Origin of the sequence: Rhizobium rosettiformans, from assembly GCF_016806065.1 — a bacterium.
Classification (GTDB): domain Bacteria; phylum Pseudomonadota; class Alphaproteobacteria; order Rhizobiales; family Rhizobiaceae; genus Allorhizobium.
In genome coordinates this window covers 1,062,862-1,076,010 of the sequence record NZ_CP032405.1, presented here as the reverse complement: position 1 = coordinate 1,076,010, position 13,149 = coordinate 1,062,862, and the positions used below count along the sequence as shown (strand labels likewise).

Sequence of the window (13,149 nt, the reverse complement as noted above, 5' to 3'; positions counted from 1 at the left end):
AAACAACGCGCTATGACTTTTCTTCGCAGGTGCACAATGCCCTGGCATATCGTTTTGGGGAGATCGAATTGCCAATATCCAAGATCCTTGTCGCCAACCGTTCGGAAATCGCGATCCGCGTCTTTCGCGCCGCCAACGAGCTCGGTCTGAAAACGGTCGCCATCTGGGCCGAGGAAGACAAACTCGCGCTGCATCGCTTCAAAGCGGATGAAAGTTACCAGGTTGGTCGCGGCCCGCATCTGGAGAGGGATCTTGGCCCGATCGAAAGCTATCTTTCGATCGATGAAATCATCCGCGTCGCCAAATTGTCGGGCGCCGATGCGATTCATCCGGGCTATGGCCTCCTGTCGGAAAGTCCCGAATTCGTCGATGCCTGCAACGATGCAGGTCTGATTTTCATCGGCCCGAAAAGCGATACGATGCGCCAGCTCGGCAACAAGGTTGCCGCCCGCAATCTCGCCATCAGCGTCGGTGTGCCGGTCGTGCCCGCCACCGACCCCCTGCCGGACGACGAGGCCGAGATCCATCGCTTGGCTGAAGAAATCGGCTACCCGGTCATGCTCAAGGCTTCCTGGGGCGGCGGCGGTCGCGGCATGCGCGCGATCCGTGATCCGAAGGACCTGCTGCGCGAGGTCACGGAAGGCAAGCGCGAAGCGATGGCGGCCTTCGGCAAGGACGAGGTCTATCTCGAAAAGCTTGTCGAGCGCGCCCGTCACGTCGAGAGCCAGGTACTCGGCGACACGCATGGCAATGTTGTGCATCTCTTCGAGCGCGACTGCTCGATCCAGCGCCGCAACCAGAAGGTCGTTGAGCGGGCGCCGGCGCCCTATCTGAACGAAGCGCAGCGCCAGGAATTGGCCGACTATTCGCTCAAGATTGCCAAAGCCACCAACTACATCGGCGCCGGCACCGTCGAGTATCTGATGGATGCCGATACCGGCAAATTCTACTTCATCGAGGTCAATCCGCGCATACAGGTCGAGCACACGGTCACGGAAGTCGTGACAGGCATCGATATCGTCAAGGCGCAGATCCACATTCTGGATGGCCACGCGATCGGGACGCCGGAATCGGGTGTGCCTGATCAGGCCGATATCCGCCTCAACGGTCACGCGCTGCAGTGCCGTATCACCACCGAGGATCCGGAACAGAACTTCATTCCCGACTATGGCCGTATCACCGCCTATCGTTCGGCGGCCGGCTTCGGTATCCGTCTCGACGGTGGCACCGCCTATTCGGGTGCGATCATCACCCGCTACTATGACCCGCTGTTGGTCAAGGTGACGGCGTCGGGCAGCACGCCGCAGGAAGCGATCAGCCGCATGGATCGCGCGCTGCGCGAGTTCCGCATCCGTGGTGTTGCCACCAACCTGACCTTCCTCGAAGCGATCATCGGCCACCCGAGCTTCCGCGACAATTCCTATACGACCCGCTTCATCGACACGACGCCGGAGCTCTTCCAGCAGGTGAAGCGCCAGGACCGCGCGACCAAGCTCCTGACATATCTTGCTGATGTGACCGTCAACGGCCATCCGGAAGTCAAGGGACGTCCCAAGCCGCCGACCGATGCCGCCGAGCCGGTCGTTCCCTATATCGATGCCGATATCAAGCCGGGCACCAAGCAGCTGCTCGACGAGCTTGGGCCGAAGAAGTTCGGCGACTGGATGCGCAACGAAAAGCGCATCCTGATGACCGACACGACCATGCGTGACGGCCACCAGTCGCTGCTGGCGACGCGGGTGCGCACACATGATATCGCGAGAATCGCTGACACCTATGCCCGCGCGCTGCCGAACCTCTTCTCGCTGGAATGCTGGGGCGGGGCGACCTTCGACGTCTCCATGCGCTTCCTGACGGAAGATCCGTGGGAGCGTTTGGCCCTGGTGCGTGAAGGCGCGCCGAACCTGCTCCTGCAGATGCTGCTGCGCGGCGCGAACGGCGTCGGCTACAAGAACTATCCCGACAATGTCGTGAAGTATTTCGTCCGCCAGGCGGCCAAGGGCGGGATCGACCTCTTCCGCGTCTTCGACTGCCTGAACTGGGTCGACAACATGCGGGTGTCGATGGATGCCGTCATCGAGGAGAACAAGCTCTGCGAGGCGGTGATCTGCTACACTGGCGATCTCCTCAACTCGGCTCGTCCGAAATACGATCTGAAGTATTACACCGCGCTTGCCGCCGAGCTGGAAAAGGCCGGGGCGCATATCATCGCGGTCAAGGACATGGCGGGCCTGTTGAAGCCTGCCGCCGCCAAGGTGCTGTTCAAGGCCCTGCGTGAAGAGACGGGTCTGCCGATCCATTTCCACACCCATGACACCTCCGGCATTGCGGCTGCGACTGTGCTGGCCGCAGTCGAAGCGGGTGTCGATGCGGTCGATGCCGCCATGGACGCCTTCTCGGGCAATACTTCGCAGCCTTGCCTTGGCTCGATCGTCGAGGCCCTGCGCGGCTCCGAACGTGATCCAGGTCTCGATCCGCACTGGATCCGGCGCCTGTCTTTCTACTGGGAAGCCGTGCGCACGCAGTATGCGGCCTTCGAGAGCGATCTCAAGGGGCCGGCTTCGGAAGTCTATCTGCACGAAATGCCGGGCGGCCAGTTCACCAACCTCAAGGAACAGGCCCGTTCGCTCGGCCTTGAGACCCGTTGGCACGAAGTCGCTCAGGCCTATGCCGACGCCAACCAGATGTTCGGCGATATCGTCAAGGTAACGCCGTCGTCCAAGGTCGTCGGTGACATGGCGCTGATGATGGTAAGCCAGGATCTTTCGGTGGCGGACGTCGAGAACCCGGCCAAGGACATCGCCTTCCCGGATTCGGTCGTGTCGATGCTGAAGGGTGATCTCGGTCAGCCGCCCGGCGGTTGGCCGGAAGCATTGCAGAAAAAGGCGCTCAAGGGTGAGCAGGCCTATACGGCGGTGCCCGGTTCCCTGTTGCCGCCAGCCGATCTCGACGCCGAACGCAAGCTGATCGAGGAAAAGCTCGGTCGCGAGGTCAGCGGCTTCGAATTCGCGTCCTACCTGATGTATCCCAAGGTCTTCACCGACTACGCGCTTGCGGCCGACATGTATGGTCCGGTCTCGGTCATCCCGACGCCGCAGTATTTTTATGGACTGCCGGCCGGCGAGGAGCTTTTCGTCGACCTCGAAAAAGGCAAGACGCTCGTCATCGTCAATCAGGCGATTGGCAATACGGACGAGAAGGGCATGGTCACCGTGTTCTTCGAGCTCAACGGCCAGCCTCGCCGTATCAAGGTTCCGGACCGCGCTCATGGTGCCTCTGGTAGCGCCATCCGTCGCAAGGCGGAGACCGGTAATGCCGCACAGCTCGGTGCGCCGATGCCGGGTGTCATCTCGCAGGTTTCCGTGTCTGCCGGCCAGACCGTCAAGTCTGGCGACGTATTGCTTTCGATCGAAGCGATGAAGATGGAAACGGCGCTGCATGCCGACCGCGACGGGGTGATTTCGGAAGTGCTCGTGCGGATTGGTGACCAGATCGACGCCAAGGATCTGCTGATCGTCTACTCGGCCTGACAGCCGGGGCGATAAGCCAAAAAGAAAGAGGCCCCGCCAGCGATGGCGGGGCCTCTTTCGTTTGCTGAATTGGCTGCCTATTCGGCTGCCTTGATCTTCGGCTTGCGCGCCGGCTTCTTGGCTGGCGGCGGTGCAGGCGGCAGATCCGCACTGGTCGCCTGCATCTTGCCATCGAGGGTCACATCGTAGCCCGCAGCATTGCGTGTCACGGCGACGTCTACCTTGCGGCCGTCTAGGTCGACCTTGGCCTTGAAGCCCTGCCAATGTTCCGGCAGGGCCGGGTTCACGACAAGCACACCGCCCTTGCGACGAATGCCGAGGAAGCCTTCGACCGCGAAACGATAGAGCCAGCCGGCAGATCCCGTGTACCAGGTCCAACCGCCCCGTCCGGCATAGCCGTCGCCGCCATAGATATCGGCCGCAACGACATAAGGCTCGACGCGATAACGTTCCGCCTCGTCTGCCGTTTTCGCATGATTGATCGGGTTCAACAGTTCGAAGACGCGCCAGGCATCGGCGAGGCGACCCGCCTTTACCAAGGACAGGCCGAGCCAGATCGCCGCATGGGTATACTGGCCACCGTTTTCACGCACGCCGGGCGGATAGGCACCGATGTAACCCGGATCGATCTCAGGCTTTTCGAAAGCCGGCGTAAAGAGGCGGACGATGCCATTCTCTCCATCGACAAGCTTCGAGACGGCGGAATCGAGTGCCCTTTCGGTGTGGGCAGGATCTCCCATCCCGGACAGAACGCTCCAGGACTGGGCAATGGAGTCGATCTGGCACTGGCGTGAGTCATTCGAACCGAGCGGTGAGCCGTCGTCGAAATAGCCACGACGATAATGGTCTCCGTCCCAACCGGCCGTTTCCAGAGCCGTTTTCAGCTTGGCGACATGCTCGCTCCAGCGGGCACTGCGGTCTTGGTCGCCACGCTTGTCGGCCTGCAGCCTGAAGCGGTCCAATGTGGCGGCGAGCAACCAGCCCAGCCAGACGCTTTCGCCGCGGCCTTCGATGCCCACACGGTTCATGCCGTCGTTCCAGTCGCCGCCAAGGATCAGCGGCAGACCGTGCTCGCCGGTCCGGGCAATGGCGAGGTCGAGCGCGCGGGCCGCATGTTCGTAAAGATCGGCCGTTTCGGCGGCGACATTCGGCAGGAAGAAGCTGTCATGCTGATCCTGCGTGAGTTGCGGTCCCTCGATGAACGGGATCTGTTCGGCAAGGACCGTTTCATCGCCTGTGGCCGACACATACTGATCGATCGCATAGGCGAGCCAGACGACATCGTCGGAGATCATGGTGCGGACACCCGCGCCCGTCTGCGGAAGCCACCAATGCTGTACGTCTCCTTCGACAAACTGGCGCGCGGCGGCGTTCAGGATCTGGCGACGGGCGAGTTGTGGTTCCACGGTCAGGAAGGCAAGGGTGTCCTGCAACTGGTCACGGAAGCCGTAAGCACCGCTTGCCTGGTAGAAGCCGGCGCGCCCGAAGATCCGGCAGGCCAGCGCCTGATAGGGCAGCCAGCGATTGACGAGATTGTCGAAGGACTTGTCGCCGGTCTCCACCGAGAGCTTGCCGGTGAAGCCTGTCCAGAAATCGCGGTTGGCCTTGAGGACCGTCTCGAAGCCTGAACCGCGGACCGTTTTCACGAGATCGACTGCTGCTTCCGCTGTCTCGGTTTCACCGAGCAGGAAGGTCATGTCGCGTGACTGACCGGGTGCCAGCTCGACATCGAAGGCGATGGCGGCGCAAGGGTCGCTTTCGCTCTCGATTGAGTCTGTGAGCCCGGAGGCGCGGGCGACGGCCTGTGGCAGCTTGATCGTGCCGTTGCGTCCGATGAATTCGCGACGGCTTGTCGTGTAGCCGTCCGGCTGTTCCGGTCCGGCCAGGAAGGCAAAGCGACCCGAATAGTTGATGTCATAGGGATTGGAGGCGAGGAGCGCCCCGGTCTCTTCGTCGAAGCTCGACAGAATGAAGGGGGCGGTGCGGGCGCTGTTGTTGCCGAGGACCCATTCTGCATAGCCGTAGATGCGGAACTTGCGTGGCTCAGGGCTCGCGTTCTTCAGCCGGATCTTTGTGAGCTTGACCGGCCGCTCGCGATCCACGGTCTGGGTCAGTTCGATCTGGAGATCGCCGTGCTGGCTAATGAAGGTCGAGTAACCCATGCCATGGCGCGTCTCGAAGGTCGCTGCCGGATCGAGGTTCAGGGCGCTCACGGTCGCATAGGCGCGTCCGCTGCCGAGATCGGTCACGTAGAAAGCCTCGCCCGGACGGTTTACCACGGGATCATTGGTCCAGGGCGTCAGCTGGTAGTCGCGCGAGTTCTGGCTCCAGGTGAAGCCGGCGCCTTCGGCGGATACGTGGAAGCCGAAGTTCTCGTTGGCGATAACGTTGATCCAGGGCTGCGGCGTTGTCGCAGATCCATTGAGACGCACGACATATTCCGAACCATCTTTCGAGAAGCCGCCGAAGCCGTTCCAGAAGTCGAGGTCGGAACCGTCGACCGGCGATGTCGCCTTTGCAGGTGCCGGCAGCACTGGCGGAAGGCCTGCCCACTCTGGCTCGCCGTCGATGGTTCGCGGTGTCGCAAAGAGCGAGACGGCGCGGTTCACCTGATCGACGATCTTGCCGTTGCGGGTGTGCAGCACGACACGGGCTGCCGCGAGGACCGCAAGCGTCGCGCCTTCGTCCTGCAGGTCGTCGCGGACTGTAAAGACATGCTGGCGGCCACCCGGCAGGCGGTGGCGCAGGTTGTCTGCCATCTGGTCGAGTGCATGCTGCATGTCCTGCGCATAGGATGTCGCGCGCTCATTGATGATCGCGAGATCGGCGACTACGCCGCGGCGACGCAGATATTCCAGCGCACTCATCGCTTCCCGGGCAATGTCCATGTCCATGTCGTCGTTGATGCGCAGCGCAAAGATCGGGAAGTCGCCCGAAATCGACATGGGCCAGAGTGCCGACTGCGATCTCAGTCCCTTGCGGACGGTTTCCGGATCCGCGCGCAGATGGTTGTCGGGATAGGTCAGGTAACGGCCGAGATGCTGGAAGGCAGCCGCCTGCTGCGAGGTGATGCCGATATGGCGAAGCTCGACCTGGGCACGCGTCCAGGCATGGATGAGCTCGTGGCTGAAGGAATCCGGATGACGGTAGCGCTCGATTGCCTGATCGATTTCCTCGCGGCTGGGTGCCGCCATGGTCCAGAAGATGACCTGAACCTTCTTGCCGGCCGGCACGCGCACCACGCGGCGAAGGCTCAAGATCGGATCGAGCGTAAAGCCTTCCGAGCCGGAGAGGTTTGCGCCGGGATCGAACGCTGCTGCCTCGCCGAGACTGCGGCCACGACCGAGGAACTTGCGGCGATCGGTTTCAAACTCGGTGGGGCGGCCCTGTCCGGCGCTGTCGACCACCAGATGGGCGACGCACATATCCGGATCCGATGGGCTGCGCTTGTTGCGCTCGGCCCGAATGACGTCGCGGCGACGACCGAATTCGGTCTTGACGAACATGCGCGAGAAGAGCGGATGGGCGTTGTCGCTGTCCTCGTAAGCCAGCACCGGCTCGGTGTAGGACGTAACCTCGATGTAGCGGTCTTCCGTCCCGGTGTTCAGGATCGTCAGCCTGCGGCCTTCGGCATCATGCTCGGTGCCGACAATGCATTCGACCGAGGTGGAGATGTCGCCCACGGTCTTGAAGAACTCCGCCTTGTCGTCGCCGAAGATGACTTTGGTCTGTTCGTCCGCTGCACGGCGCGGGGCTGCAGTCGCGGACCACCACTCGTTTGTTGCGGTGTCGCGCAGGAAGAGGAAGGTGCCCCAGCGGTCTTCGGTCGTATCGGGTTTCCAGCGGGTGACGGCCTGACCATTCCAGCGCGAGAAACCGGAGCCGGTGGCTGTCATCATCACCGAATAGTGGCCATTCGACAGGAATACGACTTCGCGGTCCTTGGTCGCGGGATCCTCGATCGTGCGGACTTCGGCGCGCAGAAGGTCTGCCTGGCCCTTGGCCGGGGTCTGCGGCTCGTATTTCGCGCTCATGACCGGGATTTCGCGAGGCGTCTTCTCCTGCAGGAGAAGTTCTGCCGCTTCGATCACCGGATCGGCATGGAATAGCGCACGCAGACGGCCGTTGAAGGCGACGTTGGCGATGGCTGCGATCGACATGCCATGATGGTGGGCATAGTAGTTCTTGACGACGGCGCACTTCTTGCCGTCCGGCAGGCGCGTCGGGGTGAAGTCGACGGCATCATGGAAGCCGAAGGGGCCGAGAGCGCCCAGCTTGCGCAGTCGCGTCAGGTTCTCGAGTGCGGCTTCCGGATAATACTGGCTCGCAAGGATCGAGGCATAGGGGGCCACGACGGCGTTCTGGCCCAGGCCACGCTTGAGGCCGAGCGTCGGCACACCGAAGTTGGTGTACTGATAATTCATCTCGTGGTCGCGGGCGTTAAAGGCCGCTTCCGAGATGCCCCAGGGGATGTTCAGCCGGCGGCCGTGGTTCATCTGTTCGATGACCACGAGATTGTTCGTCTGGTTAAGAATGCCACCCTGCCGCTCCTGCATGACGAGCGGCGGCATCAGATATTCGAACATCGAGCCCGACCAGGAGATCAACGCTGCGCGGGCACCGATCGGCACGACCTGGCGACCGAGTCGGTACCAGTGTTCCGTCGGTAGATCACCTTTGGCGATCGCAAACAGGCTGGTCAGACGGCATTCCGACGCGAGCAGGTCGTAGCAGGCCTCGTCCAGTTCGCGTGCGTCGACGCGATAGCCGATCGACAGCAGGCGGCGCTCCGGACGGAAGAGGAAGGTGAAGTCCATCGAAAAGGCGAGGTTCCGGGCGCGCTCAGAGAGCTGGCTCAAGCGCTGGCGCAGCGGATCGATGTTCGACAGGTCGAAGGCGGTGTCTGCAATGTGGGCTTCGCAAACCGAGACCAGCGCTTCCGTCCAGCGTACGACTTCGGCACTCGCTTCGGAGCGGATCTCGTGGTGGAGATTTGCCGCCAGCTTCTGTGCGTCACGGGCAAGCACTGCGAGATTGATGATGCGGATCGAGGCGAATTCATGCTCGCGCTTGACGGCGGCAAGCGCCGTGTTGAATCCGATGATGCGCTCTTCCAGACGCTTGCGCAGCGGACGCACCGTCTTTCGGTCGTCGGGCAGTTGCTCAAGGATTTCGAGCAGGATGCCGCCGACATCGCCGATGCCGTCGAAGTTGCCCTGAAGGTGTGCGGACGGAGCCTCCGCCCATTCGCGGCAGGCCGAGGCGATCGCGATCAGATGGCCGGCGAGATTGCCGCTGTCGACCGCCGAAATATACTTTGGGCCAAGGGTCTGCAGCGTGTCGGTATAGTACCAGTTGTAGAGATGACCCCGATACTTCTCCATCCGTTCGACGGTGGAGATTGTCTGCTCCATGCGCTCGATCGTCTGTTCGAAGCTCAGCCAGCCGAAGTGCCGCGCGGAAACGACGGAGAGCAAATAGACGCCGATATTGGTCGGCGAGGTGCGATGGGCGATCAGCGGTTCTGGCGTTTCCTGGAAATTGTCCGGGGGCAGATAGTTGTCCCCGGCGGTCGTGAATGTCTCATAATAACGCCAGGTGCGGCGCGCGATCTTGCGCAGCTCGTAGGAGACGTTTTCCGGCACCTCCAGGCTGTCTTCGGTCTCGGCCGACTGGCTGACATACCAGGCGAGCAGCGGGGAGAGGACCCAAAGGAAGGCGAAGGGAAGACCGATCAGATAGCCATAGCCGCCCGGCAGTGCCGCGACGCCGACCGAGAGGATGGCCAGGATCGGCGCATGGCGCATGTTCTCGTAATAGGAGGCGATCGTGCCCTGGGCGGCCGACTGGACGCTGGCAGCCGTGCGCCATTCGAGCAGCAGCTTGCGGCTGACAAACATGCGATAAAGAGAACGGGCGATGGCGTCAGCCATCATGCAGGCATTGTCGGCGATGAAGACGATGCGGAGCGCGACCTGGGCGTTGATCGAGCGGACTTCCGACCACAGCGTCTGGAAATGCGCCGCCGGAACGATATCGGTCTGGCGCGGGACGATGCCCGACAGAAGTGACAGGGTCGGGGCGACGAATAGGCTGAAGATCAAGAGCAGCTGCCAGATGGTGGCGCCCACCGGCTCCATGGTGGCCCAGCCGAGAACCGAGGCGGCATACCAGGCGATCGGCGTCAGCGAACGGCGCAGGTTGTCGACCATCTTCCAGCGGCCAAGGCTGGTGATGCCGCGACTGGTGTCGCCAATATAGGGAATGAGCTGCCAGTCGCCGCGGGCCCAGCGGTGCTGGCGCGAGATTTCCACCTCGTAGCGGGTCGGGAAGTCTTCGACCAGCTCGACGTCGGTGACGAGGGCGCAGCGGGCGAAGGAGCCTTCGAGCAAGTCGTGGCTGAGAACGCTGTTCTCGTCGATCCGGCCCTTGATCGCCGTCTCGAAGGCGTCGACGTCGTAAAGGCCCTTGCCGGTAAAGGTGCCTTCGGCGGTGATGTCCTGATAGACGTCTGAAACCGTGAAGACGTATGGGTCGAGGCCGCGGTTCATCGAGAAGATGCGCTGAAAGACCGAGGCATCCTTGCCCGTCGTCAGCGAGGGTGTGACGCGCGGCTGCAGGACGCCGTAGCCGCTGATCACGCGACCGGTCTTTTCGTCGTGAACCGGACGATTGATTGGATGGTGCATCTTGCCGACGAGCTTGGTGACGGCGTCGCGCATCAGGCGGGTGTCGGCATCGAGCGTCATCACGTAACGCACGTTCTCCGGCACCATGTTGGCGCCCGGCAGATAAGACGTGTCGCGATCGCCCCGCAGCAGGAGGTTCAACTCGTGCAGCTTGCCGCGCTTGCGTTCCCAGCCCATCCAGCAGCCTTCGGCTTCGTTGTAGAGACGACGACGATGCAAGAGGTAGAAGCGGGTCTTGCCCCCGAAATCGTAGCGGCCATTGAGTTGGGCGAGTTCGCGCTTGGCATAATCGAGGACTTCGAGATCGGCCGGGGTTTCTTCCGTCTGGCTGTCCTTCCAGTCGCTCAACAGCGCGAAATAGATCTCGCCATGCGGGTTGGTCAGGTAGTGGACTTCGAGGTTGCGGACGAGTTCGTCGACGTCGTCGCGCTTGGTGATCATGCAGGGTACAACGACGAGGGTGCGTGCTTCTTCAGGAATGCCCTGCTTGAATTCGTAGCCGGTCAGTCGAACGGGTCTGACGAAAAAGGTGACGAGCGTGTTGAACAGTCCCGTCGCGCCTTCGGATACCGGCAGTGACACCATGAGCAGCAGGATCAGGATGAGCGAGGTCTGTAGGCCGGCATGGTTGAGGAAGTATCCAATGATGGCAAGGGCTGCGACGGTGAGCGCAATGACCGGGATCGCGATGGAGAGCCAGTTCAGCCGCTTAATGCCGTCGCTCAGGATCCGGGAGAGCGGCTGGCTGTAACCGATGGCGCTTTCCAGCTCGGTCCGTCTGTTGCCGACGAGATAGCTTCCGACGTCAAGATGTCCATCAGTGCCTACCGACTGTGTCGCCAGGTCGATTGCGGTCTGGGCAATCTCGATCTCGCTCTGGTCGCAACGACGCGCCAGCCTTTCGATCGTGTTGCGGTAGGCATTGCGCGACCCGAAATCGAGTTCGCGGTAATCCGTGTGCTGGCCGAGAACCCGGTCGACATGGCTGACTTCTTCGACCCAGACCGACCACTCCTTGTCGTCGATCTCTCGCAGGCCGCGCACGATGTTGCCCATCGTGACATTGCCGGAGGAGAGACGGTTGTGCTCGGCGTCCATCGCCTCCTGGGCGTTGCGGCCGGCCGCTTCCAGTCGGCTTTCCAGCCATTCGACGGCAAAGCTCGTGTTCTGCGAGCCATTGCGCAGGCGGTAGAGGAACTGCGTCGCGAAGGTGTTGTCGTCGGCGAGCTGTTCGATCTGGCTGAGATAGGTCGCGGCCGCGACCGGGTCGTTTAAGCGGATGATCTCGTCGGCCACCTCGTTGGCCCGGCGGCGCATCCGGCGCGAACGATCGACGCGGGTCGCGATGCGGCGGAGGTTTTCGGTCAGCACGAATCGGACGATCGAGGGCAGCGCCCAGAGTTCGCCGATCTCCAGCGTCTGGTGCTGCTGATAGCCTTCGACCAGGGCCGTCATGCTTTCCTGGCTGACCGTCGAATGGGTGTGGGCCACGTAGAGCCAGGCCAGAGCCATGGTTCGCGGAATTTCGCGGCTTCCGATCTTCATCGTCGGGAGCTGCCGATAGAACTTCTTCGGGAAGTCGCGGCGAACTTCCTGGATCGCTTCTTCGATAACGTAGTGGTTGTCGAGCAACCACTCTGCTGCGGGCGTGATCGCAGCCCCGGCTTCGACGTCAGCCGCCGTCGCGCGATAGACGCGCAGGATCTCGCGCTCGTTTTCCTTGTGCCGGGCGAAGAAGTCGAAGTCCATCAGACCCGGAAGTTCTTCGACGCCGTTCAGCGCCAGGGAAGCGGCGCTCTCCCGCAACTCCTCGATCGTAAAATAGGCAGATCGAATGGAATCGTTGTGGTCGATCTGCTTGGTTTCGAGGTCGCGCGATGGGACATGCAGCGTCATGAAAAATAGGTTCTCGGTTCGATGGTTCAATAGAAAGCCGTTGTGGTCCGACCGTCTGGTCTTTGCCGCCGCGCCTCATTGCACAAAATTGGGTTATTGACCAACAATCGAGGCAGAAAGAGGCCGTAATACGACGGTTAACAGAGGCGGACGGACACTCTTTGCGACTTTCGCATCCAGGCAGGTGAATTGGCGTTTTTATGCCTTATTTCAAGCTGCTGTCCAAGGGGCTTGCTCGCAGCCGCCGCGCAGCGATGAAGCAGGGTCAAACTTCGCGGGCAAGCGATCTGTCGGTGAGGTTACCAGATCCCGAATGCTCGGAGCCCTAATGCGTGTTCGCGACGCGGGTCGGATTGCTCAGTTCGTGCCTCTCAACGACAATCCGCCCAGCATGGCCTCGACCGCATCCAGTGCGATCTGCGGCAGCCGTCCCTCGTCGAAGAGGTCGCTCGCGAGCGAATTCTCAAGCCACAAACCGTCGATGAGCCCGTTGATCGCGACCGCGAGATGGCGGACTTCGGAGAAGGGTGGTTCGTGTTGTCGTGCCTCCAGGACGGCTCCGACGAGCTCTTCGAGTATGCCGATGAAGACCATGTAGTTTTCCCGATGGATACGGGCGAGTTCCTCATCCGATCGCACACGTCCGATGAAAGCTGCCCAGAGGGACAACGCCTTCGGGTCGGCGATCGGTGGGCTGACATTGGCGACGATGAAGTCATGCAGGCGCCGCTGCGGGTTCGCGCCAGCTTCTGCCATGGCATCGACGGCGGAGCCGGTCATGCCCGCCAGCATTTCGCGATAGGCAGCCTGAACCATCTCGTCCTTGCCGGAAAAATAATGGCGGATCAAACCGCCGGTCACGCCGGCTCTGGCGGCGATGTCGCGGACGGTTGCGCCTTCCAGGCCATGTTCGGAAACGCTGTCCAGGGTCGCCGCGATCAGATCCTTCCGGCGCTCGGCTTCACCGGCACGCTGGAACGTGCGTCGTGTCATGGTGGTCTCTCCGGCACGGGTAAGGCGGCTTGTTTTCGTCA

Annotated in this window: 3 protein-coding genes; 1 reads left to right on the top strand and 2 read right to left on the bottom strand. The window is 61.9% G+C overall.

Annotated elements, in window-relative coordinates; genetic code table 11:
* Positions 1-68 precede the first annotated feature (68 nt).
* Positions 69-3,530, top strand: coding sequence for a pyruvate carboxylase (gene pyc, locus D4A92_RS05150; protein WP_203018537.1), 3,462 nt, complete (start codon positions 69-71; stop codon positions 3,528-3,530).
* A 77-nt stretch (positions 3,531-3,607) separates the two neighbouring features.
* Here the strand turns inward: pyc and D4A92_RS05145 are convergent, their stop codons facing one another.
* Both D4A92_RS05145 and D4A92_RS05140 read right to left on the bottom strand, forming a co-directional pair.
* Positions 3,608-12,115: a GH36-type glycosyl hydrolase domain-containing protein gene (locus tag D4A92_RS05145; protein ID WP_203018536.1), complete on the bottom strand. Its 8,508-nt coding sequence runs from the start codon at positions 12,113-12,115 to the stop codon at positions 3,608-3,610.
* A gap of 357 nt (positions 12,116-12,472) precedes the next feature.
* The gene (locus D4A92_RS05140) at positions 12,473-13,108 is read right to left on the bottom strand and encodes a TetR family transcriptional regulator C-terminal domain-containing protein (RefSeq protein WP_203018535.1); all 636 of its coding nucleotides are present in this window, start codon (positions 13,106-13,108) and stop codon (positions 12,473-12,475) included.
* Between the last annotated feature and the right edge of the window lie 41 nt (positions 13,109-13,149).